The sequence below is a fragment of the Vreelandella lionensis genome (assembly GCF_044543515.1).
Taxonomy (GTDB): Bacteria; Pseudomonadota; Gammaproteobacteria; order Pseudomonadales; family Halomonadaceae; genus Vreelandella; species Vreelandella lionensis.
This window is the reverse complement of record NZ_JBITWC010000032.1, coordinates 1-26,040: the sequence shown is the minus strand read 5'-3', so window position 1 is coordinate 26,040 and position 26,040 is coordinate 1. Positions and strand designations below refer to the sequence as shown.

Annotated in this window: 18 protein-coding genes; 17 read left to right on the top strand and 1 reads right to left on the bottom strand. The window is 54.1% G+C overall.

The annotated features are described in order from the left end of the window. Nucleotides 1-295 precede the first annotated feature (295 nt). The 6 genes from ACIGG6_RS16570 (at nucleotide 296) to ACIGG6_RS16545 (ending at nucleotide 8,952) form a co-directional block, all read left to right on the top strand. Nucleotides 296-2,050, top strand: a complete 1,755-nt coding sequence (locus ACIGG6_RS16570; protein ID WP_399846019.1) for a type I secretion system permease/ATPase — start codon at nucleotides 296-298, stop codon at nucleotides 2,048-2,050. A 1-nt stretch (nucleotide 2,051) separates the two neighbouring features. Then, nucleotides 2,052-3,431, top strand: a complete 1,380-nt coding sequence (locus ACIGG6_RS16565; RefSeq protein WP_399846017.1) for an HlyD family type I secretion periplasmic adaptor subunit — start codon at nucleotides 2,052-2,054, stop codon at nucleotides 3,429-3,431. Next, a complete protein-coding gene (locus ACIGG6_RS16560; protein ID WP_399846015.1) occupies nucleotides 3,431-4,882 on the top strand; it encodes a TolC family outer membrane protein in 1,452 nt (483 codons plus the stop codon). Before ACIGG6_RS16565 ends, ACIGG6_RS16560 begins: the two co-directional genes overlap by 1 nt. Before the next feature lie 63 nt (nucleotides 4,883-4,945). Beyond that, entirely contained in the window at nucleotides 4,946-6,274 is a 1,329-nt protein-coding gene (locus tag ACIGG6_RS16555; RefSeq protein ID WP_253504003.1) for an undecaprenyl-phosphate glucose phosphotransferase, read from the top strand. Between the two features lie 63 nt (nucleotides 6,275-6,337). After that, complete coding sequence (locus ACIGG6_RS16550; protein ID WP_399846013.1) at nucleotides 6,338-7,777, top strand: mannose-1-phosphate guanylyltransferase/mannose-6-phosphate isomerase; 1,440 nt, start codon at nucleotides 6,338-6,340, stop codon at nucleotides 7,775-7,777. 44 nt (nucleotides 7,778-7,821) lie between these two features. Continuing rightward, nucleotides 7,822-8,952 (top strand): glycosyltransferase, encoded by a 1,131-nt coding sequence (locus tag ACIGG6_RS16545; protein WP_399846010.1) that lies wholly within the window; start codon nucleotides 7,822-7,824, stop codon nucleotides 8,950-8,952. A 22-nt stretch (nucleotides 8,953-8,974) separates the two neighbouring features. Here the strand turns inward: ACIGG6_RS16545 and ACIGG6_RS16540 are convergent, their stop codons facing one another. Continuing rightward, nucleotides 8,975-10,141: a glycosyltransferase family 4 protein gene (locus ACIGG6_RS16540; RefSeq protein WP_399846007.1), complete on the bottom strand. Its 1,167-nt coding sequence runs from the start codon at nucleotides 10,139-10,141 to the stop codon at nucleotides 8,975-8,977. A 58-nt stretch (nucleotides 10,142-10,199) separates the two neighbouring features. Between ACIGG6_RS16540 and ACIGG6_RS16535 the strand changes: the two genes are divergently transcribed. The 11 genes from ACIGG6_RS16535 to ACIGG6_RS16485 all read left to right on the top strand — a co-directional run bounded on the left by ACIGG6_RS16535 (nucleotide 10,200) and on the right by ACIGG6_RS16485 (nucleotide 25,790). Further along, the gene (locus tag ACIGG6_RS16535) at nucleotides 10,200-10,502 is read left to right on the top strand and encodes a hypothetical protein (RefSeq protein ID WP_399846004.1); all 303 of its coding nucleotides are present in this window, start codon (nucleotides 10,200-10,202) and stop codon (nucleotides 10,500-10,502) included. Between the two features lie 117 nt (nucleotides 10,503-10,619). Next, the gene (gene gmd, locus ACIGG6_RS16530; protein WP_399846002.1) at nucleotides 10,620-11,606 is read left to right on the top strand and encodes a GDP-mannose 4,6-dehydratase; all 987 of its coding nucleotides are present in this window, start codon (nucleotides 10,620-10,622) and stop codon (nucleotides 11,604-11,606) included. Next, complete coding sequence (locus ACIGG6_RS16525; protein WP_399845999.1) at nucleotides 11,606-12,592, top strand: GDP-mannose 4,6-dehydratase; 987 nt, start codon at nucleotides 11,606-11,608, stop codon at nucleotides 12,590-12,592. Before gmd ends, ACIGG6_RS16525 begins: the two co-directional genes overlap by 1 nt. A 12-nt stretch (nucleotides 12,593-12,604) precedes the next feature. Next, on the top strand, nucleotides 12,605-13,381 hold the full coding sequence (locus ACIGG6_RS16520) for an ABC transporter permease (protein ID WP_399845996.1): 777 nt from the start codon (nucleotides 12,605-12,607) through the stop codon (nucleotides 13,379-13,381). A gap of 9 nt (nucleotides 13,382-13,390) precedes the next feature. Beyond that, a complete protein-coding gene (locus tag ACIGG6_RS16515; protein ID WP_399845993.1) occupies nucleotides 13,391-14,623 on the top strand; it encodes an ABC transporter ATP-binding protein in 1,233 nt (410 codons plus the stop codon). Beyond that, entirely contained in the window at nucleotides 14,610-16,133 is a 1,524-nt protein-coding gene (locus ACIGG6_RS16510) for a class I SAM-dependent methyltransferase (RefSeq protein WP_399845991.1), read from the top strand. The genes ACIGG6_RS16515 and ACIGG6_RS16510 overlap by 14 nt, the downstream gene beginning before the upstream one ends. Then, on the top strand, nucleotides 16,130-17,275 hold the full coding sequence (locus ACIGG6_RS16505; protein ID WP_399845988.1) for a glycosyltransferase: 1,146 nt from the start codon (nucleotides 16,130-16,132) through the stop codon (nucleotides 17,273-17,275). Before ACIGG6_RS16510 ends, ACIGG6_RS16505 begins: the two co-directional genes overlap by 4 nt. Nucleotides 17,276-17,281: 6 nt before the next feature. Then, nucleotides 17,282-20,746, top strand: a complete 3,465-nt coding sequence (locus ACIGG6_RS16500; protein ID WP_399845986.1) for a glycosyltransferase family 4 protein — start codon at nucleotides 17,282-17,284, stop codon at nucleotides 20,744-20,746. Nucleotides 20,747-21,159: 413 nt separating this feature from the next. Further along, nucleotides 21,160-23,070, top strand: coding sequence for a DUF4214 domain-containing protein (locus tag ACIGG6_RS16495; RefSeq protein WP_399845983.1), 1,911 nt, complete (start codon nucleotides 21,160-21,162; stop codon nucleotides 23,068-23,070). 473 nt (nucleotides 23,071-23,543) lie between these two features. Further along, the gene (locus ACIGG6_RS16490; RefSeq protein WP_399845981.1) at nucleotides 23,544-25,262 is read left to right on the top strand and encodes a DUF4214 domain-containing protein; all 1,719 of its coding nucleotides are present in this window, start codon (nucleotides 23,544-23,546) and stop codon (nucleotides 25,260-25,262) included. Between the two features lie 291 nt (nucleotides 25,263-25,553). Beyond that, on the top strand, nucleotides 25,554-25,790 hold the full coding sequence (locus ACIGG6_RS16485) for a hypothetical protein (protein WP_399845978.1): 237 nt from the start codon (nucleotides 25,554-25,556) through the stop codon (nucleotides 25,788-25,790). The last annotated feature ends 250 nt before the right edge of the window (nucleotides 25,791-26,040 follow it).

Genomic DNA, 26,040 nt, shown 5'->3' with positions numbered 1-26,040 from the left:
TGTTTCTTCTTGAGCGCGAAGCAAATGCAGCGGGTAAAGCATATTGGGTAGCAATTAGCATCAGGCGTTGACCAAGGTGCTGTAATGGTTGGCATTGCCGAGCCTGATGAAAGCCTGGCACTTTATGGCTAAAGCCAATTAATAATGCCAACATAGGCAGTATATGGCGTCTTATTGGTGACTTAAAAGGCTGTCTTAAAGCGTGCCCCTACCCCCAGGAAGGGCATTTCTGTTATGCTGCCGCGATTAGTTTTACCTGCACTTGACGCCTTTTCGATTCAACGGTGACCCCTTCATGGCAAAGCAACAGGAAGCAACGGATCTGCAGCGCGCGCTAAAAGCCTGCAAAGGTTCGTTTGTATCGGTCGGTTTTTTCAGTATGTTTGTCAACTTACTGATGTTAGTGCCGCCGATGTACATGCTCCAAGTGTACGACCGCGTACTCACTACCCAAAGTTTCGACACCCTGCTCATGCTCACTTTGGTAGTGGTGTTCCTGTTTATGATTATGGGCGGGCTGGAGTTGGTACGCTCGCGGATGCTGGTGCGGGTAGGCAACCGGCTAGATACCGCCATTAACGAGCGCCTTTACAGTGCCATGTTCCGCCGCAGTTTGGTCGCACAAGGCAGCCAAAGTGCCCAACCGCTGAACGACCTAACCAGCCTGCGCCAGTTTCTGACCGGCAACGGCCTGTTTGCCTTTTTTGACGCCCCCTGGGTGCCGGTTTACCTGGGCGTACTGTTTCTATTCCACCCCTGGCTGGGCGTGTTTGCCACCTGCGCGGGGGTCATCTTGCTAGCGCTGGCCATTGCCAACGAAAAGGCCACCAAAAAACTCCTCGCAGACGCCAACAGCGAGCATATTCAAGCTCAGAATCTAGCTAACTCAAACCTGCGCAACGCCGAAGTGCTGCACGCCATGGGCATGTTGCCCGGCATTATGGGGCGCTGGTCGAAAAAGCATCACGAGTTTCTATCCAAGCAGTCCCAAGCCAGCGACCGTGCCGGTGCGTTAACCAACACCTCCAAAATACTCCGCCTGATGTTTCAATCGCTCATCCTGGGCTTAGGGGCACTGCTGGTGTTAAGAGGCGAAATGACCCCCGGTATGATGATTGCAGGCTCGATCCTGATGGGGCGGGCACTAGCACCTATCGACCAAATGATCGGCGGCTGGAAGGGGTTCGTTGGCGCCCGTGGCTCCTACGAGCGCCTAAACGAACTGCTAACACAAATCCCCAGCGAGCAGCGCAAAATGTCGCTACCCGCGCCTAAAGGTGAAGTAGCCCTGGAAGGCGTAGCCGCAGCACCCCCCGGTGCCCGCATGGCGACCATTCGCGGTATTAACTTCTCCGTACCTAAAGGTGAACACGTCGGCATTATCGGCCCAAGTGCGGCTGGTAAATCGACTCTGGCGCGGGTGCTGTTAGGTATCTGGCCCTCGCAAGTGGGCGATGTACGCTTAGATGGCGGTGTTATTACCCAGTACAACCGCGATGAAATTGGCCCCTACATCGGCTACCTGCCCCAGGATATCGAGCTGTTCGACGGCACGATTAGTGAAAACATCGCCCGCTTTGGCGAGATAGACCCGCAGAAAGTGGTCGATGCCGCCAAGAAAGCGGGCGTCCATGAAATGATTCTGGAGCTGTCGAATGGTTACGACACCATCATTTCCTCCACCAGCGGCGCGCTATCCGGCGGCCAGCGCCAGCGTGTTGGGCTTGCCCGTGCGCTTTACGGCAACCCGGTGCTGATCGTACTGGACGAACCCAACGCCAACCTGGATGACGCAGGCGAGCGCGCTCTGGCACAAACCATTGCCCAGCTAAAAGCGGAAGGCACCACGCTATTTGTGATTAGCCACCGCACCAGCGTACTGAAAAGTATGGATAAACTATTGGTAATGAAAGAAGGCCAGGTCAGCATGTTTGGCCCCCGCGACCAAGTGCTAGCCCAATTTGCCAAAAAGCCACGCTCTCAAGTTAGCCAGCAGAATTCAGCACGGCTTTCAGCGATTTCCGGCGGTCGCGGAGGCGAGGAGAAGTAACATGAGCAATGACCAACGCAACCTACCCGCGAACCAAGAAATAGACGTTACCCCCAACGGCCCCGCCACGATTGATGGTGAAGCCTCAGAAAAGCTACCCACCAGCGACAAAGGCTACCGCAGGTTAGGGTATGGCATTCTGCTAATTGCCCTGGGCGGTTTTGTTCTGTGGTCAATAACGGCCTCGCTGGCGATTGCCGTGGTGGCGCCTGGCAGTGTCTCTATCGAATCCTTCAAGCGGACCGTACAGCACCTTGAAGGCGGCATTGTGCGCGAACTGCCGGTAGAAGACGGCGACAAAGTGCAAGCAGGCGACACGCTGCTTGTATTAAGCGACACCCAAGCGCGTTCACAGCTGGAAATTGCCCGCTCGCAATACCTGATCAACCGCGCCATGGAAGCCCGTCTGCTAGCTGAGCAGGAAGGGGCAGAAATGATGGTGATTCCTGAAGATATCAAAGACGCCGACAACCCACGCGTGCAACAGGTGATTGCCGTACAGCAAAGCCTGTTCACGGCGCGCCGCCAATCGCTGATCAGTACGCTGGAATCCTTGGATGAGCAGATCATCCAGATGCAGGAACAAATCGACGGGCTAGAGCAGCGCATTTCGGTGAATACCCAGCGTATCTCCTCGCTACGCTCGGAAGCAGAAGACTTCCGCTCGCTTTACCGTGAAGGCCTGGGCGACAACCAGCGCCTACGCGAGCTAGAGCGCCAAGTGTTGCAGTACGAAGGCGACAACGCCGAGTTCCGCGCCAACATCGCCCAGCTGCGTTCGCAAATCAGCGAAAACCGCATGCAGAAAGAGATTCAGCAGCAAGAGTTTCAAAAAGAAGTGGGCGAACAGCTGCGGGAAGCTCAGGCGCAAATTGCCCAAGCCGAAGAGCAAATCGTCTCGCTGAGCGACCAAGTAGAACGCACCGTGATTACCGCCCCGGTATCCGGCACCGTGGTAGGCCGCCAAGTGCATACGGTAGGCGCAGTCATTCGCGGCGGCGATACCATCATGGATGTGGTGCCCTCTAACGACGGCTTTGTGGTGGAAGCCCGCATTCCCACCCGCGACATCGACAACATCTACATCGGCCAGTTTGCCGAGATCCGCTTTAGCGCCTTCAACCAGCGGCTGACCGATGTCATTGACGGCGAAGTGATCCACGTCAGTGCCGACAGCTTTGAAGATGAAGCCACCGGCGAGCGCTACTACCGTGCGCGGGTTCGCGTGACCGAAGAGGGCTACACGCAAATGAACGAACACATGCAACTGCTCTCGGGTATGCCGGCTGAAGTGATGATCCGCACCGGTGAACGCACCTTCGCCAGCTACATCGCCAAGCCCATCACCGATATGCTGGCACGCGCCCTACGGGAGGACTAATGACACGGACGCTAACACGCCTCACTCCGTTGGCACTGGCTATCGGCATGCTGGCGGCACCTTATGCCCACGCCCAGCAAGACCCGCCCGCAGGCAACGAGGCCATGGCCGAGCTAGCCGCCCTAGAGCAAAACAGTGAGCTGCCCGCAGTGCTACCCTCGCTGCCTGGGTTGTTTGCCCGTGCGCTAGAGAACGACGCCGACCTCTCTCGCCAGCGCTATGAGCTAGCCGCCACGCGGGAAGAAGTTCCTATGGCGCGCTCGCAGCTGCTGCCGCAAGTCAGCGCCACCGGCGGCTACCTATGGCAAGACTCCACCAATATTCAAACTTCACCTGATGATTTTGGCCTCGACCAGCCTGCCCAGCGCCCAGGAGAGATAGAAGAAGAGTATTGGCAGCTGCAGCTACAGCAGCCGCTGTTCAGCCTAGAGCGCTGGCGCGGTATGGATGTCGCCAATGCCCAAGTAGATGCTGCAGAACTCCAGCTCGCTGTGGTGGAGCGTGATCTCGCCCTGCAAGTAAGCGAAGCTTACATACAAGCGTATCTCGCCTCCCAGCGTTTGGGGTTGTTGGAATCCCAGCAGGAGTCGTTAGAGCTGCAGGTGCGCCAAGCACAGCGAGCCTTTGATTTAGGCGTAGGCGACCGCATTAACCTGCTGGAAGCTCAATCGCGCCTAGACCAAGCAATATCGGATGCCGTGCTGGCAGAGAACGAGCTGGATAACGCCCTAAGCACCCTGGAACGGCTGACCGGCACGCTGCCCGAGTTCCGTGGCCTAGCAGTAGGGGAGCTATCAGAAGTGACCCTGCAAAACGAATGGGGCAGCCAGGATGACTGGATTGCCCGCACCGGCCAAAATTTAGACGTGTTGCTTGCCCATCAAGAGCAGCGCATTTCTGAAGCTGATGCAAGCACCCGCCGAGCAGGCTACTACCCCGAGCTAAACCTCAACCTCAGCTACTCTGACCGCCAAAGCGACGATGAGCTAAGGGAGAGCGAGGACTACCGCGCTAGCGTAGAGATGAGCGTGCCCATTTACCGAGGGGGTTACACTACCGCCAGTGTGCGCCAGGGTGAACGGCGCATTGATGCCAGCCAAGCAGCGTTTGATAACCAGCGCAATTTAGCGGTACAAGAAGTACGCCAGCGGCTACGCTCATTAAATGGCCACGTACGCCGTATTGAAGCGCTGAAACAGGCCATCGCCTCTAGCGAGCTGTTTCTGGAAGCTGCCGAACGTGGCGAACAGCTTGGCCTACGCGATTTGGTCGACGTACTGGATGCCCGCGCAAGCCTGTTTGACCAACGCATACAGTACGTAGACACCATTGGCGAGTATGCCCTGGATAGCCTAGCGCTACAGTCAGCGGTAGGTGAGCTAAGCAGCGATGACTTATCAGGCGTTATGAACCTGCTAGCATCATTAACAGTAGTTGATGGCGCAATCTAGGGACACAATGACGGCATGGCTGTAACAAAAGGTACCCAAAGTAACGATTGGCTCAGGCGTGCCATGCGCTGTTTTGATGCAGCTATCGCCATGCTCGTTTCGCTTACCACGCTATGGTTAATGCCTCATGTGACGGCGGTAAGCGATGATTATCTTTTTCTCATCGTCATTGGCAGCTTGCTACTTCCCGCAGTAGGGGAGCTGATCGGCTTATACCAACCATGGCGCGGTCGCAGCCTCTACACCATGTTAGGCACCTATGGTTTAAGCTGGATTGCCGCGATAGGGCTGATTAGTCTTCTTTTGGTGGCTACCCAAACAACGTCTAGTTTTTCTCGGCTATGGATGGGGCTAACGGCGCTAACGGTGCTGTTTATTGGAAGCGCGGTGCGCACCGCGCTATACGGCTATCTTCGTCACGTCCGCTCATCAGGTAGAAACCTTAAGCGGGTCTTGGTGGTTGGGGTTCCTGACAATATTGCACTGTTGGAAAAACGCGTCGTTGAGCAACCTCAGGCTGGGTATTTAATTGTCGGCCACCACATCGACACCGGCGATGAAGCGTTTATTTCAGAGATGGAAGCCTTTGCCACTCACAACATATTTCAGCGCTCTTTCGATGAAATATGGCTAGGCTACTCCCTGGTAGAAGGTGATCGTGTTCGCCAGCTCATGAGCCTGTTTGCGGGTATTCCTACTACCATCCGCTTCTTTCCAGACCTACCAGATGTTCGCTTACTGAATCATCGTATTGCTCAAGTAGCAGGGCTCTACTCCCTGGAGCTCAACTACACCCCCCTTAATGGGCCGATGAGGATAGTCAAAGCACTGGAAGATCGGCTGTTAGGCTTAGTGCTGTTTATCATCTTTTCGCCTGTCATGGTAGCGGTTGCTATTGCCATAAAATGGCAAATGGGCGGCCCTGTGCTGTTTAAACAAGAACGACACGGCTTGGATGGTAAATGCTTCAAAATCTACAAATTCCGAACCATGAAGCCACATAACAGCAGCACGACACAGCAAGCAACACACGCTGATCAGCGTATCACGCGTCTGGGTAGCTTTCTGCGGCGCACCAGCTTAGATGAACTTCCACAGCTCTATAACGTCCTACAAGGCCGCATGTCGTTAGTTGGGCCAAGGCCACATGCCATGGACCACAACGACCATTACAAGGACCGTATTGATATCTATATGCAACGGCACCGAGTGAAACCCGGCATGACTGGGTGGGCACAGGTGAACGGCCTGCGCGGTATTACCGACGACGTAAAGCTGATGCAAAAGCGTGTCGAATACGACCTTTACTACATAGAGCGTTGGTCGTTGGGGTTTGATTTGAAAATTTTAGCGATGACGTTAACCCGCGGATTTATCAACACCCAGCCTTAAGTAGCTCGCTATACCAATGCCCGCGACGGCTTATCAAAAGATATATGTTTTCAAGGAGGATGTATGATTTTCCCCGTTATCCTATCTGGTGGTTCAGGTTCACGACTCTGGCCTGTGTCACGCGAGCACTATCCCAAGCAGTTTTTAAACCTGCACAAGGAAGACCGCAGCCTATTACAGGAAGCAGCGCATCGTCTAAATAATGTCGAAGATACCGGCACACCGATCGTAGTGTGTAACGAAGAGCATCGGTTTTTGGTCGCAGAGCAGATGCACCAAATAGGCCAGCAAAATACACAGATTATTTTAGAGCCCTGTGGGCGAAACACTGCCCCCGCGCTTGCACTAGCCGCATTGGCAGCGCGCAGCGTTAGTGCCGATGCTGAGCTGCTAGTAATGCCCGCAGACCACGTCATAAAAAATGAAACAGCATTTGCACAAGCGGTCACAAAAGGGCGCGCACTAGCTGCTGGCGGTAAGTTAGTCACGTTTGGCATTACCCCTAGCTCACCGCAAACAGGCTACGGCTATATACGCCGTGGTAACAGCCTAGATGAAGGCTACGCCGTGGAAGCCTTTGTCGAAAAGCCCGACCTAGCCCGCGCAAAGCAGTACTTAGAAAGCGGCGAATACCTATGGAATAGCGGCATCTTCCTGTTTAAAGCAAGCGACTACCTTGCCGCTTTGAGTCAGTTCGCTCCCGATATTCTAGAAGTATGTGAGCGCGCCTTTGAAGCTCGCAGCGAAGACCTCGACTTTTTGCGGGTTGACCAAGAGATATTTACCCAATGCCGCAGTGAATCCATCGACTACGCGGTAATGGAACAAACCAAAGACGCTGCGGTAGTACCTATGGACCCCGGCTGGAGCGATATTGGTGCCTGGGATGCCCTGTACGCCCTCAAAGCTGACGAAGACACAGAAAATGGCAACGCCGTGCATGGCGATGTCATGCTACATAATACGCATGACAGCTTAATCCACAGCGAATCACGCCTTGTGGCCGCCGTTGGCGTCAGCAACCTAGTGATTGTGGAAACCGACGACGCTGTGCTGGTAGCCGACCGACACCAAGCCCAAGACACCAAACTGATCGTCAATGCCCTAAAAGCTGCCGGACGCAAAGAGTCCCAATCGCACCAGCGTGTATACCGCCCCTGGGGTAACTACCGCACCATGGTGCTCACCGACAGCTTTCAGGTCAAAGAGATCGTCGTTAATCCCGGTGCCAAGCTCTCCCTACAAATGCACCACCACCGCGCAGAGCACTGGGTAGTGGTGCAGGGCACGGCGAAAGTAACCCAAGGAGAAGGGCACGGCGACCTCAGCAAGCTAAAAAGTTTTCTGCTCTCGGAAGACGAATCAACCTATATCCCCTTAGGTACAGTTCATCGCCTTGAGAACCCGGGTGTGATTCCCTTACACCTTATCGAAGTACAAACCGGCTCCTATTTAGGGGAAGACGACATCATTCGCTATAACGACGAGTACGGTCGCGAATAACGCTTGCGCACACCTACCGCCGTGAATAGGAGCCAATAACGGTAATGAAAGTCGCCATTGTCCACGACTGGCTGACCACTTGGGCCGGGGCAGAAAAAGCCCTGGCCGAATTGCTAGCCTGCTATCCTCAGGCAGAGATTTTCACCACGGTGAACTTTCTGCCCAAGGGGGAAATACCCTGTTTGGTTGGGCGCGCCATTCATACCAGCTTTATTCAAAAGCTGCCGGGTGCAAAAAAACACTACCGCCGCTATTTGCCCCTGATGCCGCTAGCCATAGAGCAATTTGACCTGAAAGGGTTCGATCTCATCTTATCCAGCAGCCACGCAGTGGCCAAAGGTGTTATCTCAGACCCCGGCGCCCTGCACATCTGTTACTGCTACAGCCCCATGCGCTACGCCTGGGATATGCAGCACCAATATTTGCGCCAGTCTGGAAATGCGCAGGGGCTTGTTAGTTGGCTGATGCGCTGGCAGCTGCACCGGCTGCGCCAATGGGATTACATTAGCGCGCAACGGGTTGACCACTTTATTGCGATTTCTCATTACATTGAGCGACGCATCGAAACCTTCTACCGCCGTGAAGCGGCGGTTATTTACCCACCAGTAGCGGTAGAAAAGTTTCGCCACGACCGGCCGCGGGAAGCGTTCTATCTCACCGCATCGCGAATGGTGCCTTACAAGCGAATAGATCTCATCGTTGAAGCCTTTACCCAGACTCCAGAACGACAGTTAGTCGTTATTGGCGATGGCCCCGACTTCAAGCAGCTGAAAGAGAAAGCAGGCCCCAATATCACCCTGCTAGGGTTTCAGCCCGACAGCGTATTGATTGATTACCTAGAGCGAGCGCAAGCCTTTATCTTCATGGCAGAAGAAGATTTCGGAATCCTACCGGTAGAAGCCCAAGCAGCAGGCGCGCCCGTGATAGGTTATGGCGTAGGTGGCCTCAAAGAAACCATCGTAAACGGTGTGACGGGCCTACACGTAGCCGAGCAAAGTGCCAGCGCACTGCTAACAAGTCTGGCGCACTTTGAAACCCGCCGCCAAGAAGACCCCACAGCTTACGCCCCAGAGGCGTGTGCACAGCAAGCAAAACACTTTGAGCGCAGCGTTTTCAGCAACGAAATCACCACTTTTATAGCGCAAAAACGCCAAGAGCAAATGGCAAAAATATAAATAAAAACGCGTGAATCAATAGCTAAAGCTTAGCAAGTGCTTGGTAAAGCTGGTGAGCAGAATACTCCCACGTATACTGCTCACTAATTGCCAAGCCTTTCTTCCCAAACCCTTCACGCATGGCAGTATTGCTCAATGCCTCCTCAAGCACAGTGCGCATGTGGTCAATATCATTAGGGTTCACCAAAAAGCCTGACTCACCCACAATGTCGTGCATAGAGGTATCAAGGCTGGTTAACACCGGCACACCGCACGCCATCGCCTCAATAACAGGCATGCCAAACCCCTCATAAAGCGAAGGGTAAGCAAGCAGCCCGGCGCTAGCCACCAGTGAGGGTAAATGGCGTTGGGCCACATAACCCATCATGATAAGCTCACCCGCCTCCTCTAAACGTGCCACGGTAGAAGCAGCAGCACGCTGATCGCCCCATCCGTCGCCCCCTACGCACACAATGGGCCAACGCTGGCGTAAGGCACTAGGCAACTGGCTATAAGCAGTAAAAAGCGCCGCGAGGTTTTTGCGTGGTTCTCGTGTGCCAAGGGTAAGAATAAAGTTTTCCGGTAAAGAAAAAGACGCCTTTACCTGTGCTTGTTGTGCGTCACTTAACGGCCTAAAAGCCTGACCCGCCGCAGGCGGAATCACATCAATCTGCGCTTTATCCAGGCCCGCATAAGTTGCTATTTCTGCCTGAATGGCATTAGAGATGGTCAAGATTTTACAGCCGCTTTGCAGCGTATGATCAATTTGCGTCGTGAGATAACTCACCCGAGCAGGTGGGTGCGAACTCGGCATCACAATATGAGAAAGATCATAAATAGTAGCTGCCCGTTTTCCCTCAAAAGGTTGTAAGGCTAACCCAGGTTCCCAATACGTATAGCCCTGCAACGGCTGAGTCAGCTTAGAGAATTGAAACTGCTGCCAACGGCTACGTAATGAATACCCGAATGGAAGCCTACGGGCCGCTCGTTTCAGGCGTGAACCTTTTAACCAGTTGGATGTCTTGCTTTGACGGTGGTCACTTTCCAACCACGCCAACGTAGAGGCCGTATTGAGAAGCTCGCCACCATGAAACCCTGCAAATGCTTCCAGCGGGTGTTGCTGCATTAAGCAGCCCAGTAACTGTCGTGTATAATGCCCCACGCCGCTAAGCGGCGGGTTAGCGCAATTAAGATTGGTTAGTAGTTTCATGGATAGTGCTACCACGCGGAATAGTAGGTAAAAATGTTTTTAAACAGGGTGTTAGGAGATGAGTGTGGTGGAAAATAGAGCAACGAAACCGTACTTGGTGGATAACAATCCCGCGCTTAACATATATCGTCTTGAGCAACGCATGGAGGCAATGCTAAGCGAGCAAATGGTGGTACCAACGTCGGTCACGCCCCTGCCCAGTGCGCAACAAGAGCAGCGGCCCTCCATTGCCCGTCGCCTGCTTATCAAAATCAAAACCAGCCGCTGGGTAGTCGAATGGCTTCCCAGGCACCCCAAGCTCTACCGCTATGCCAGAAAGAGCTACCACATGCTCAAGCGGGTAGCTCGAAAATTTTCATAATATCAGTGGCTTAAATGCGTGCTAAGCACAAGTGCTAAGCCGCTGATGAAAATAGCCAAGGCGCGTTATGATACGATAACGCCCCTTTACTTACCAAACATATAGGAAAAGCTAAGCATGGGTCTTAACGCATCAAAAACTGCGCTCATTACCGGAATTACCGGCCAGGACGGAGCCTATCTAGCACAGTTACTGTTAGAAAAAGGCTACCGGGTATGCGGTCTAGCCCCACGTAGAAGTTCTTCAGATGTCAACCTGTCGCGCTTAGAGTGGCTAGGTATTGAAAAGCAAGTAGAACTTTTTGACGGCGACCTTGGCGACTTAGGCAGCCTGATCCGCATCATGGAAAGCTGCCAGCCCGATGAAGTGTACAACTTAGCAGCGCAGTCGTTTGTTCAGACCTCTTGGAGCCAGCCCGTACTCACCGGGCAAGTGACCGGTATCGGCGCGGTTAACGTACTAGAAGCCGTGCGCATTGTTCGCCCCCAAGCGCGTTTCTATCAAGCCTCCACCTCAGAAATGTACGGCTTAATTCAAGAGCCGATGCAAAGTGAGACAACCCCATTTTACCCCCGTTCGCCCTACGCAGCGGCCAAGCTGTATGCACACTGGATGACCGTCAACTACCGCGAAAGCTTTGGCCTTCACGCCTCCAGCGGCATTTTATTCAATCACGAATCACCGCTACGCGGCCTTGAATTCGTCACACGTAAAGTGACCGACGCCGTTGCTCGCATCAAGCTAGGGCAGCAAAAAGAGCTACGCCTGGGCAACATTGACGCTAAACGCGACTGGGGCCACGCCCGCGACTACGTGAACGCCATGTGGCTCATGCTACAGCAAGACACCCCTGACGATTACGTGATTGCGACCGGTATCACCACCACTGTCCGAGACATGTGTGAAATCGCGTTCAACTATGTTGGGCTCAACATGGATGACTACGTCGTGATTGACCCTCAATTCTACCGCCCGGCGGAAGTAGAAGTCCTGCTCGGCAACCCCAAAAAGGCACAAGACAAGCTAGGCTGGAAAGCCGACACAACGCTTAAAGCCATGATTGAAGAAATGGTCGAGGCAGACCTAAAGCGGCGGAGCAACTAATGCAATGCATGCTGGTGACCGGTGCAAGCGGGTTTGTAGGGCAGCACTTGCTGTCAGCGCTACAGCAAACATGGCCAACTGCTCAGCTGCATGCCACGACTAGTCAAGTAGCGTCTGCACAAAGGAGAGGCCTTGCCTCTCCGTGTGGGGCGGTACAGTGGCACGCCCTAGACGTGCGAGATGCCGCGTCAGTAACCCGCCTAATGAAGAGCACCCAGCCCGACGCAGTGATCCATCTGGCAGCGCAATCTCATGTGCCTACCAGCTTTCAACGTGCGCGCTACACTTGGGATGTGAACCTGATCGGCACGCTTAATGTGATAGAGAGCATCAAGCAAGCCTGCCCAAAGGCGCTACTGCTGAATGTTGGCTCATCCGACATGTACGGCGCAGCCTTTCGGAGCGGACAAAAAGTCACAGAAGCAACGGCCTTTCAACCGCTCAACCCCTACGCCGCCAGTAAAGCGAGCGCCGACCTAGCCGTAGGCCAATGCGCCGCCAGTGACCAACTCCGCGCAATACGAGCACGGCCCTTTAACCACACCGGGCCAGGGCAAACAGATGCCTTCGTATTAGCCAGTTTTGCCACGCAAATAGCGCTGATAGAGAGCGGCCAACAGCCACCGGTACTGCAAACCGGCGACTTAACCGCAGAGCGGGATTTTTTAGACGTACACGATGTATGCCAAGCCTACATAGCACTGCTACAGCTACCGGCTAACCAACAGAACGGCCAAGCCTACAACATCGCCTCAGGGCGTGCTGTTGCCATTGGCGAGTTACTGAAACAATTACTGTCAATGTCGAGTGTTGCCATAGAGCACCGCCTAGACCCATCGCGCCAACGCCCATCTGATATACCGACGGTTCAAGCCAGCACAGACGCCATTCAGGCAGCTACCTCATGGCAGCCAAGCATTGGGCAAGAAGCCATGCTGCACCGTTTGCTAGAAGAGTGCCGTCAACGGCAACGCCAAGCGCCCTAAGCGAGTTAACCCATGAATTTGGCATTACTGTATCACTTAACCCGACAAGACCTCGTCGACCGCTACGCCGGATCGATACTCGGCGCCGCATGGACCTTCATCATGCCGCTGGTCAATATTCTTATTTTCACCCTAGTGTTCTCCCGCATTATGGGAATGCGCTTAGGTGAAATGGGAGTAGAGCTAGGCGAATATAGTTACAGCGTATATCTCGTTATCGGGGTGTTGGCTTGGAACTTGTTTGCTAACACCTTAACCCGCGTTACTCACGTCTATCACGATAAAGCGGCGATTATCGGCAAGGTCAATATCTCGCTGTTTTTTCTACCTTTATACATCCTGTTATCCGAGTTGGTGATTTATATCATAGCCAACGCGTTTTTCCTGATGTTTCTATTTTTAATAGATTTTGAATTTAGCTGGCACTGGGTCTGGTGGCCGCTAATACTGCTGGTTCAACAAACCCTGGCTTATGCGATTGGCATTATTTTTGCCACGTTGAGCGTGTTTATACGCGATATCAAGCAGTTTGTAGGCGTACTGACCCAGCTCTGGTTCTGGCTGACGCCGATTGTGTATGTCATCACCATCCTGCCCGAAAACTGGAAGCCTCTATTTTTACTCAACCCCTTCTATCACGTTGTTAACGCACTGCGCGATGCGCTGATGCTCCAAAGCACGCCCAATTTCATGCCCCTGGCCGGCATTATGGTCATCTCCTCCATCATGTTATGGGCGGGCATGAAACTAGGCCATCGGCTTGAACGTGATATTCGCGATTTCATCTAAGAGGTGGGCATGATCCAGGTAGATAACATCACCAAGCATTTCCGATTCTATGCCCGTCCGTCAGACCGGTTAAGAGAAATCATCACCCGCAAGCCGCGCCACCACTCCCACAAAGCGCTAGACGGCATTAGCTTCACAGTAGCCGATGGAGAAACGCTGGGCATCTTAGGGCGCAATGGCGCGGGCAAATCCACCCTGCTAAAACTGCTAACCGGCGTACTGCTACCGGATAGCGGGCACTTCAGCGTAGAAGGGCGGATCACCGGGCTGCTAGAACTAGGCACCGGGTTTGACAGCAACCTAACCGGAGCACAAAACATCCTAGCCAATGGCCTGCTGCTAGGGATGACGGTAAAAGAGATAGAAGCGCGCCGCCAATCGATTATTGATTTCAGCGAGCTAGGCAGCTTTATTGATGAGCCGCTGCGCACCTACTCATCAGGCATGGTCATGCGTCTCGCCTTTGCGATAGGCATACACGCCGACCCCGCCTGTTTTGTCATCGACGAAGCGCTCTCGGTAGGGGATGCCCACTTCCAGCAAAAATGTATGCGTCGCATCCGCGAATTTAGAGCGGCGGGAGGCTCCATTATTTTTGTCTCCCACGACCTAAACGCGGTCAAAATGCTCTGCGACAGCGTCATCGTATTGGAAAAGGGCCACGTGGTTTTCCAAGGGGAAGCCGAGGCCGCCGCCAACCACTACAACCGCCTATTAGCAGAAGACACCGACCTGGACGGCCAAGCTGTCCAAACTGCCCACTACGGCACCAAAGAAGCCACCATTGAGCACTGCGAACTCATCGGAGCTGAGAGCCAAGGCAGCACCCTCACCAGTGGCGAGCAAGCGCAAATACTGGTGGACATACACGCCCACCAAGACCTTCCCGACATCACCCTGGGGTTCATGATTCGCGACCGCTTTGGGCAAGATATTTACGGCACCAATACCTGGTACCTCAACCAGCCGCTGCAAATGAAAGCGGGCGAGCAGCGCCGCTGCCGCCTGAACCTGGATATGTGGCTCGCGCCCGGCAAATACACTGTCACGCTGGCGCTGCACGAAAGCAGCGACCACACCCGGCGCTGCTACCAATGGTGCGACAACATTCTGCGTTTTGATATTGCAGGCATAAGGGGCCACAGCTTTGGCGGTGTTTGTCGGCTACCGCTCGACTGCCAGTTTGAACCCCTAGGCCCGCAAGGCACGACAGCCCAGGAAGGCACCCATGTTACTGAATAACAACCCCCAGCTGGACACGGCAGAAATAAGCAAGAAAATTCGTCAGCGCATGAAAGGGCTGCACGAAGCCCCCGCATGGGCAGGGGAGCAGCACTGGCAAGCAAGCCTAGAAGGCAAAGTGGTTGCTCTTGGCAGCACCCACGAGCGCCACCTTGGCCAAGCCACCAATTACGTTGGCCTGCTAGCACTACCCACGCCGCTGTTCATCGAAGAGAGCTATTACTACCTAACCGGCGAGCTACCCGAATATCCGCAATACCAGCGGCACCTAGTCACCCTGCTAGAGGGGGAAGAGCGGGAAAGATGGCTGCTCAATTTAGCCAAGCAGCACAAGCCAACCGCTAACAGCCTAACGCCACCGCCGTTACCTGGGTTAGAAAAAGGGCTGGCAAAAGCACGGCTTAAATATATGCCAAAACTCGGGCGCGTTATACGCACCGCCTGGAGCCTAGTCACGCTTGATAAAATACGTAGCCGCCTGCAGCAAGTCATGCACCTGCAGAATGCCCGTTACGATGCCCTGCTAGACCTGCACCGCCAACAAGCCCAAGCCATTGCCGCACTGCAAGCAAACCAAGGCAAGCTAGAAGCCGAAAACGCCATCTTGGCCCGGCAGCTTTCTCAAGGGCTTTCTCAAGGACTTTCTCAAGGGCTTTCTCAAGGGCTTTCTCAAGGGCTTTCTCAAGAACGCTCGCAACAATCCTCCTCACCGCAGCAAAGCAGCGTTGCCAACGGCGCGCTTTCTAGCCACCAGCAAAATGGCGTTTCGTCGCAGCAGTCGCTTGTGATGGAAGACACCCAAGCGAACCCCGAGCGCGATTTCTACCTAGCCCTAGAGGCGCGTTTTAGAGGCTCGCTCTCAGCCATCGGCGAGCTAATGAAAGAGCACCTGCCCCATGTCGCCAATACCAAACCGCTACAACAGGGCAAAGCGCTGCTAGACCTAGGGTGCGGGCGAGGCGAGTGGTTAGCCCTGGTAAAAGCAGAAGGCTACCAGGCCTGGGGGGTTGATCTAAACGCCACCAATGTCACCATCACCCGCCAGCGCGGGCTGGATGTGCGCTACGAAGATGCGCTCACCACCCTGGAAAACTGCGAAGACAACAGCATCGGGATGATTACCTCGTTCCACTTGGTCGAGCACCTCAGTAACGAGCAACTACGTACCCTGCTGCGCGAAGCCCTGCGGGTGTTAGCCCCTGAAGGCACACTGCTATTAGAAACCCCCAACCCGCAAAACCTGCTGGTAGGAAGCTGTAATTTTTACCTAGACCCCACTCACGTGCGCCCCATACCTCCCGACTTTATGCAGTTCCTCGCAGAGTACAGCGGGTTTGCGCGCGCCGAGATTCTTCCCCTGCACCCCGTCGATGACTCGCTACACCTTCCCAACGAAGGTGAAACATCGCGTCGAGTGAACCACTACCTATATGGCCCCCAAGACTACGCCATGCTTGCCGTGAAAGCCGCCGAGTCGAACACAACGGATCCCCAGGAGACACACGGATGACCCACGTAACGGCCATTCATCAATTTCACCACGGTGTCGACATCGGCGATGGCGTCACCAACAGCATGCTCTTTATTCGCAAATTACTGCGCAGCATGGGCTTTGAATCAGAAATTTTTGCAGTCAATATCCCCAGCCGCCTGCAATCCGTGGTGAAACCCTACCACGGGCTAGAAGCCTACTCCGCCGACACCACCCGGCTACTACAGCACCACTCGATGGGCCACGAACTAGGCGAGTGGATCAACAAGCTCGCGATACCCCGCGTGCTGGTGTATCACAACATCACCCCTAGCGAGTTTTTTAGCCCCGGCAGCGACTACCGCCGCTACGCCGAGCTAGGCCGCGAACAGCTACGCCAATGGCGCGAAAGCTTTGAAGGCGTGATAGCCGTTTCCGAATACAACGCCGAAGACCTCGCCGAGTTAGGCTACGCGCGGGAACAGGTCAGCGTGATACCGCTGCTGGTGGATATGGACAACCTCGGCACCAGCGAACCGCCACGCCCAGCACTCTCGCAAACCCTACACCCTTCGCTACAAGTGCGCCCGGCGCTACTGTTTGTTGGCCGCATTGTAGAGAATAAGCGCCAGCACCTACTGCTAGAGATGCTCTGGTATCTACACCGCATGAGCGAACGCAACCAGCAACCCCTCCCCATGCTGATCATAGCAGGGGGCGGCGACACCACCCCTTACGGCCACTTTATACGCCAGCGCGCCCACCAACTGCACCTGGATGACAGCCTCATCATGCCCGGCAAAGTAGATGACGAGCTGCTCCAAGCGCTGTACCAACACAGCGACGCCTTTGTATGCGCCAGTGCCCACGAAGGCTTTGGTATGCCCCTGCTGGAAGCTATGGTGGCCGGTTGCCCCGTGGTAGCCATGAACACCAGCAACATACCCCACACCCTAGGCGAGGGCGGCTTAGTGCTGAATGAGCAAGACCCCGCCACCATGGCAGCCGCTGTTGGGCTACTGCTGGAAGACGCCGAACTGCGCCGCAGCGTGCAGGAAGGCCAGCAACGCTCGCTAGGCCGTTACCAGCCCAGCCTACTGGCCGAACAGCTCAAAAGCTGGCTGCACACCACGCTCAACATCACCCCACCGGGCAGCACCACCGACGTACAAGGAAGCTAACGCGGCATGCAAACACTCACCGCTATCCACCAGTTTGCCGTTACCTGCACCCCCGGCGATGGGATAACCAACGGAATGCTGTTTATACAGCGCCTTGCCAGAGCATGGGGGCTACCTTCCAACATCTACGTGATTGATGCCCCCGACATGCAAGGCAAGGTAGCGGACTACCAAAGCTACAACGCCCAACCCAACGATTTACTGCTGATTCACCACGGCAGCGGCAACCCGCTAGAGCAATGGCTGCAAGCGCTGCCATGCCATAAAGCGCTGGTGTACCACAACATTACCCCCGAGCGTTTTTTCAGCCCAGGGCACCCCGCCATTCCCGTACTACGCCACGGCAGAGAACAGCTCACCCACTGGCACACCTGGCTAGATGGCGCCCTAGCGGACTCAGAACAGAATCGCCAAGAACTGCTAGCAGCAGGTTTCCCAGAAGCCACCACCACCACGCTACCGCTACTGGTCGACCTGAACCGCTTCAGCGCCATTGGCTCGCCCTACGAAAGCAGCCAAAGCCAAAAAGCCCCCGAAGAGATCGCCAACCAACCCTATCGCCTACTATTTGTAGGGCGCCTGGCGGGCAATAAAAACCAGGCTGGCCTGCTAACCACCCTAGCCGAAATGCAGCAGCGCAGCGCCTGGCCGGTACACCTAACCCTGGTAGGCGGGGGCGATGCAGAGGTCATCACTGAACTAAAACAGCAGGCCCAGCAGCTAGGCATTGCCGAACAGGTCCACTTCACCGGCAAAGTAGACGACCCCACGCTGCACCGTCTTTACCAGCAAGCCGACCTCTACCTAAGCCTAAGCGAACACGAAGGCTTTGGTATGCCGCTGATAGAAGCCATGGCCTACGAACTACCGGTGGTTGCCTACGCCGCCCCCGAGAGCAGCATAGCCGACACCGTTGGCCCCGCTGGCCTACTGCTACAGCACAACGACCCCAGCACCGCCGCCGTGGCCGCGCTCATGGTGTTGGAAAACGCCAATCTGCGCGCCCAGCTGATTGCCGCCCAGCGCGAACGGCTGCACCACTTCTCACCGCCGGTGCTGGTTGAACAGCTCAACCGCTTTTTAGCAGGCCTGGGGTGGCAAGCACCCAACCCGCCGCCCACGCTACCCAGCGGTTTACCGCCGCAGCGGGCACTGCGTATCGAAGGGCCCTTCGATACCAGCTACAGCCTCGCGCTGGTTAACCGAGAGCTCACCCAAGCGCTGCTGAACCAACAAGTAGATGCAACCCTACACAGCACCGAAGGCGGCGGCGACTTCACCCCCGACCCGGCTATTTTTCAGCGCGTTCCCGCCCTGGCCAGCGCGTACCAACACGCGGCCCAGCCCGCCTGGTACCAAGCCGGGCTGCGCCTATGCTACCCGCCGCGCACCACAGAGCTAACCGGCAAACACCGTTTAATCCACACCTACGGCTGGGAAGAATCGGTGTTTCCCCACGAACACGCCCAAGCCTTTAATGCCCGGCTCTCGGCGGTGAGCACCATGTCACGTTATGTCTCACGGGTGCTAGCCGACAGCGGCGTGAAGCTACCGCTACCTGTGACCGGCGTAGGCACCGACCACCTCACCGATATCGAGCCAGACGCACAAGCCATTGCCCAATGGCTACCCGCGCCAACGGCAGAAACCACCAGCAGCAAACCGCTCACCTTCCTGCACGTTTCCTCCTGCTTTCCGCGCAAAGGAGTGGATGTACTGCTGGCAGCCTGGGGTCAAGCCTTCACCCAAGCCGATAACGTTCAGCTGGTGATTAAAACCTTCCCCAACCCCCACCACGATATTGCCGGGGAACTGCAAGCATGGCGGCAGCAGCACCCCCAAGGGGCCAGCATCACGCTGATTAACCAAGACCTAACCCCCCAAGCCATACGCGCGCTTTACCACCACGCCGATGTATTAGTCGCCCCCAGCCGTGGAGAAGGCTACGGCCTACCCATGGCCGAAGCCATGTGGTGCCGCCTGCCGGTAATTACCACCGGGGCAGGGGGGCAGCGCGACTTCTGCACGCCGGACACCGCCTGGTTGATTGACTACCACTTTGCCCGCGCCAACACCCACATGGCCCAGTTCAACTCCGTATGGGTAGAGCCAGACACCGCCCACCTTACCCAACTGATGGGCGAGTTTTACCAACAGCACCAACAGCACACCCTAGCGCAGTGGGCCCAGCCCCGCTGCGAGGCCGCTTATCAACTCATCAGCCGCCAACACACCTGGGCCGCCGTGGCCAAGCGCCAACAGCAAGCGATTAACGCGCTGGAACACCAGCCCCTGCTAGCCCCACGCCCCAACATTGGCTGGGTAAGCACCTGGAACAGCAAGTGCGGCATTGCCACCTATTCACGGCTGCTGGCAACCCCCGCGCTTGCCGGGCAAGTTACCGTGCTGGCCGACCACACCCACGCCCGCATTGCAGAAGATGCCCCCAACGTGGTGCGCTGCTGGCAACAAATTGAAGGCGACGGCAGCGGCGGCTATATCGAAGACCCGCTCGACAACCTACTGGCTGAAATACGCCAGCGGCAGCTAGACACCATCATTATTCAGTTCAACTTTAGCTTTTTTGGCACCGCCCCCCTAACGCAACTGCTGCACACCCTGCACCAAGAGGGCGTGCGCGTGCTGGTGTACTTCCACTCCACCGCCGATGTGACCTGGGGCACGCTAGAAAAAAGCCTCACCCAAATGGCGCCCGCCCTGCGCCAGTGTGAACGCCTTATGGTGCACAGCGTGGCCGATTTAAACCGCCTAAAAGCGATGCAGCTGCATGACAATGCCACGCTGTTCCCCCACGGCGTGATGGCCAACCCAACAATAGAGCCACCGGAAGACCCCCAATACCACGCCCTGCAAAACCGCACCGTAATTGCCTGTTATGGCTTTTTACTGCCCCACAAAGGCGTGCATGAGCTGATCGAAGCCTTTGCGCTAATCGCCAAACAGGGCACGGCAGAAGGGCAGCCAGAACGCCACCTGCTGCTATTAAATGCCCTATACCCCGCGCCGCCCTCCGAGCAAGAAGCCCAGCGCTGCCGCGACACCATTGCCCGCTTGGGGCTGCAATCTCAAGTCACCATGATCAATGCCTTCCTGCCGGATGAACAAACCCTAGGCTGGCTGCAAGCGGCCGACTTACTGGTATTCCCTTACCAGCACACGCAAGAATCCTCCTCCGCGGCGGTGCGTTGGGGGCTAGCCAGCGGCAAACCCGTTGCCTGCACACCGTTAAGCATTTTTGATGACGTAGCCGAAGCCGTTAGCTGGCTGCCGGGCACCGACCCCCACAGCATGGCACAAGGCATCGAAGCGCTTCTCAACGATCCCGCCGCCCGCCAAGCGCTGCAACAGCAAGCCAAAGAGTGGGTGCGTGCCCACGATTGGCCGCGCCTCTCACTGCGCTTAAAAGGGCTCCTAACGTCACTAGCTTGGCCGAAAGATGTGACAAATTAAGTAGCCACAAAGGTTGATTATGAAGGCGCCGCAAGGCAGGGTTAGGGCCATGCCGCGCCGTGTATCAAGGGTTTGCGCGGCGTAGTACGCCTTTGTTAAGTAATCGAACACTGTTCTTGCAAGACTGAGGTTTTTCCTTTTTACTGTATGGAGATTGGCATCGGTTGTGCTAGTCTATTCACGGTAAAAGCATTTATGGTCTAATTAGACCCGCTTAATACCTAGGGATATTGCTTAAAGGTGTATTGCTTGACATCATCTACCAGCAGTCCTATAACGCTATTGCCTCATCGGGGTGTTCATACCCCAGTTAGGGGTATGACAATACAGGCCGAGGCCGACGGGTCTAGGTGCCAAGCTTGGCACCGGTGGTCTGAAAATGTCGATTCGACAAACTAACGGAGCTTTAAGTAATGGAAACAACCAACGCGATCCAACAGATTTACATCGGTCTTTTAGGCCGTGCTGCTGACCAAGAAGGCCTGCAGTACTGGACCGACGAAATCGAAGCTGGCACGCTGACGCTCGAGCAACTGCGCGCTAACATCGTTGAAGAACAGCAAGAATACCAAGACACTTTCGGCGGCCAAACCCGCGCACAAGTGGTTTCTCAGCTGTACGCTAACCTGTTCAACCGTGCTCCGGACGACGAAGGCCTGCAGTACTGGGTAAACGGTGAAGGCGCAAGCGTTAACATCGACCAGCTGGTACTGGCTCTGGTTAACGGCGCAGCCGCTGCTGACAGCCTGGTACTGGACAACCGTACTGAAGTTGCCAACTACTACACCGAAGAGCTGGGCGCTGAAGGTTCCTTCGACGCAGAGCTGGCTGGCGCAGTTATTGCTGACGTTGACGGTACTCGTGCATCTGTTACCCAGGCGAAAGCTTCTGTAGACAACGGTGACATCGTTGCTGAAACTCCGAATGAAGGCAATGCTTTCACCCTGACTAACGCTGTTGGTGAGACAGTTACTGGTACTTCTGGTAACGATACCTTCTCAGGCGTGCTTGACGGTACTGCTGGTACGTTAAACGTTGGTGACTCTATCAACGCTGCTGGTGGTACAGATACTCTGAACCTGACCGTTGCTAACGGTACTGCTGGCCTACCTGCTGGTGCCCAGCTAAACAGCGTTGAAGTGCTTAATCTGAAAAACACTTCTGCAATCACTGCCGACGCTGGTGAAGCTCAAGCTAATACATTCACCGCTTCTGGTACGTTTGCAACTTCTGCAACCAGCGCCGCGAACAGCGCTACTGTTACTACTTCCATCGACGCTTCTACTCTGTCTGGTGTTAAGCAGATTTGGCAGGAAAACTTTGCTGTAGGTACTGTCGATAAACTGGCCGCTGATCAAGTTGCTGGCTTCCGTAAGACGACTGATGCCAGCACTGTTTCTGCTAACGCTGGAGTTGCCTCCGCTGCCGTTGCACTGGAAGGCGTAAAAGGCGCTGCAGCTGACAACATTGTTGACCTGACCGTCAATGGTGGTGCTGCCGCAACTAGCAAACTGGACACCGTTACTGTTTCTGGCGACATCGCCAAGCAGAATAATGCTGCTGGTAGCGACGCTGCTTCCTTAGCGCTGGGTGTAGAAGTTGCTCGTTCTGCTGAAACCATCACTGTTAACTCAGCTGTCAAGACAACCCTGACCTTGACTGAGACTGGTGCTGGTGATGCAGCCAAAGATGTTACCACCATCGACCTGAGCGGTTCTGATGCTGGCGTTACTGCTGATCTGACTGCCGCTTTCCTCGACACGGCAGCTACTATCACTGCTGGCGACGGCAACGACGATCTCGACGTAGACGTTGCGATCTCTGCTGATAAGACTATCGACTTGGGTGCTGGTAACGACCAAATTACGCTAGCCGGTGTTGGTACAGATGCTGCCGCAGATAACAAAGCAACTTCTATCGCCCTGGGTGAGGGTTCAGATAAAGTTACAGTTACTGCTAATCTGGGTAACGTCGCGGTTGCAACCGAAGAAGATTTTGCTAAGTCTTTGATCACCATCACTGACTTTGATGGTAGCGCTGCTGCTGACCAGATCAACATGACTGGTAATAAAGTCACTCTGACTAACGAACAGCAAACTGCTCTGAACACCGCGCTAAACGATGGCGGCCTGTGGGCTGGTCTGAACAAAGCAGCTGAGTTCGCTGACGCAGATGGTATTATCAACTTCGTATTCGAAGGCAATACCTACATCTTCGACAGCAATAATGCTGCAGCAGCCACTTCTGACCTGACTACTGGTGACACCCTGATCCAGCTGGCAGGTGTTGTTGAGCTGAACGACAGTAACTTCGTAGTTGCTTAAGACCACAGGTCTTATGCTCCACTGAGTTAGCTCAGTGAAAGAAAACCCCCGGCCTCGGCTGGGGGTTTTTTCTTCTCTTGACCCTTAAAAAAGCGTTTGTCGAACATTCGGCAGAAGATATTTAAATTCAGACGTTTAAATCAGTGGCTTAAGCATAGGCCTAATCTAAATTAGTTTTTGGCCGTCGCCAACCGTTCGACAGTTTAGTGACAGGATTTTGGGCCGTGGTGCTTTTCTATATTAGAAATTTTTGTAGGATATTTGATACACATTTGTACGTTATGTCTTACGCCTAATGCGTGAATGGTATCTAAGTTATGCAAACATCGTTAAAATTCTTATAACTTCAAATTACTTCTCTTGCTGAGTTTACGATTTTAGCTCTAAGATGTATTGATTAGCCTGCTCCTATTAGGTAAGTTGTCTTTGTGATACTAAATAAAATTGTTCGGTGAACAAAGAAGGGGAATTACATGGCTGCTGCGGATATTCAGAAGATTTACCTAGGCCTACTTGGTCGTCCTGCCGATGCAGAAGGACTTGCTTATTGGAACGAAGAAATCGAAAACGGCACCCTGACGCTGGAGCAACTGCGCGCCAATATCGTCAATGAGCAACCGGAGTTTGCCGAAGGCCCTGCGCTGATGAGTCGCGAAGACTTCGTGGCCATGCTGTATACCAATATGTTTGGTCGCGAGCCGGACGAGAATGCTGAGTATTGGCTAACGGGCGAAGGTGCGAACGTTAACTTAGACCAACTGGTACTCGCCTTTACCGACGGCGCTTCTGAGGAAGACACCGCAGCACTGAACAACCGTGCCACTGTAGCCCAACGCATCACTGACGAAGGCTTAGCGCTGGAAGAAGATGCAGCCACATTGCTTGAAGGCGTCACCAACGACCCTGAAACCGTGACCGTTGCCGAGCAAGCTGTGGAGGAGCGTGCGAATGGTGAAAACGACGCTCCTGCTTCCGGTGGTGGCGGCGGTGTCACTAACCGTTCTTTCACGCTTGATGCTACTGATCTTGAGGGACTTAGTCCTGCACAAGTGACTGGCGGCGCTGGTACGGATACGCTGACCGTTAATATCCCTGAAGATGGGTCTTATCTAGTTTCTAACCTTAAATTTGAAAACGTTTCTAACGTCGAGCGTTTAGTGCTATCGCGTGAGGCTGGTTTTGAGCTTCCTAAATCTGGTAATCTACTGTTTAACCTATCTGGTACCAGTTTCAGCACATTGGTGATGAATGCGCCTTTTGACCTAGAAGGCACGTTTACGATCACTGGTGGTGACAACCTAAATACATTTATTGTCAACGAGCCACTCGGCTCGGATGTTAAAGTTGGTGTAGAACCAGTAGGAGCTGGTGATAGCACTACTGGTACTCTCGCTCTTAATAATTTCACTAGCGAGTCTGTGAATATTGTTGCGAATGCTGATATTGAGGCTAACCTTTCTGCTTCATCAACTCCTACTCATACAATAACCGCTTTGGCTGGGCCTGTTGTTGACGCCCCTGCTATTAATATCAGTGGTACGGCTAACGTGAATCTTGGCCAACTGAACAGCGTTGACGAGATTAATGCACAAGGGCTGAAGGGTAAGCTGACCTTGACCACTGATTCACTTATGGATAGTTCCATAGTTGGTGGTTCTGGTGATGATCATCTGATCAGCGCAGGCGGCAGCATGAACGATACCTTTGAAGGCGGTGCTGGCGATGATTTCATCGACCTGACAGCTGCTAGATCAGGTAGTGATACAGTCGTTTATCAAATTGGCCAAGATGGTAATGATACGATTGTTGGCTTCCGTGCAGCCGTTGCTGATGGCACTGGTAACGCCCTTGATGCGCAGGAAGACAAAATCGATTTCGGTGGTGTTGCTGACCAAGCAGCGCTTGCCAGCTCGATCAGCTCTATTGTCTTTACAGAAAACGATTTAACTCAAGAAAAGACAGCAGCGATCACTGAAAATACCATCGACATGCAGATCAACTTCACTAACGGTGGTTCTTTGACGTTTGTCGACTATGTCCCGATCGATACGGCTTTATCTTCGTTAGATGGAACATTAACGGGCGATGTTCAAAGTGACGAGGTTATTAATGAAAATGAAACCATTACACTCACGGGTGTTAGCTCAGGCGACTTGGATGCATTGTTTGGCTCAGCCAGTTTGACGTTCTAATGCCCTTCATCTTTCGGTAAGTGTTTCGCAACCCGCCTCTTGTGAGGCGGGTTTTTTGTCGCAACCGTTCGACAGTTTAGTGACAGTTTTCGAGCGTCGAAAAGAGGCAATGTGCATCATTTGGAGGGGCGCACGTCCTTGTGCGAAGGACAGGTTGCCCCCCGAGAATCTATGGCATGGTCGATGACGACGAACTGATGCTTGGTTTTGATAGCCAGCCAGTGGTGGATGCCAAGATACACGCTTTGCCATCAACTGATTTTTGAGAACCAGCCATCATAGGAGACACTGATGGGCGAACACTTTGTGGTTGCGTACATAAACGATTTAACGCAAACCTTTACGCTAACAGCTAGAAAGCGTGATGCCAGGCTCCATGAAGTGACGAAGCAAGCCAAAAGTTTCGGGAATCGTGAGATTATCTTGGCAACTGGATTGGATAAGTCGACCGCTGTTGCAATGAAGAAGGCTATACGTACTGTCTATGAAAATATAGGCTACCAATATGAACCACGTCCTGAATTGTAGAAGCAGCGGCATTAAGGCGGTTAAAAATACACAAAACGGCGCAAGGCAAGGGGTTTTTGTTAATCAGTCAGTGAAGCAAAAACAAGGCGGGTGTTAAGTCGACGCATTTTTCTCTCATTGTGGCATGAAAATTCACACTTGGATGACATGCTTTAGTGAATCGCCCCAGGTTTCATAGACACCTCCAGGCCTTATACTAAAGGTATCTAGGAGGATCCATGAGCCGTCCCCGTTACACTGAAGAATTCAA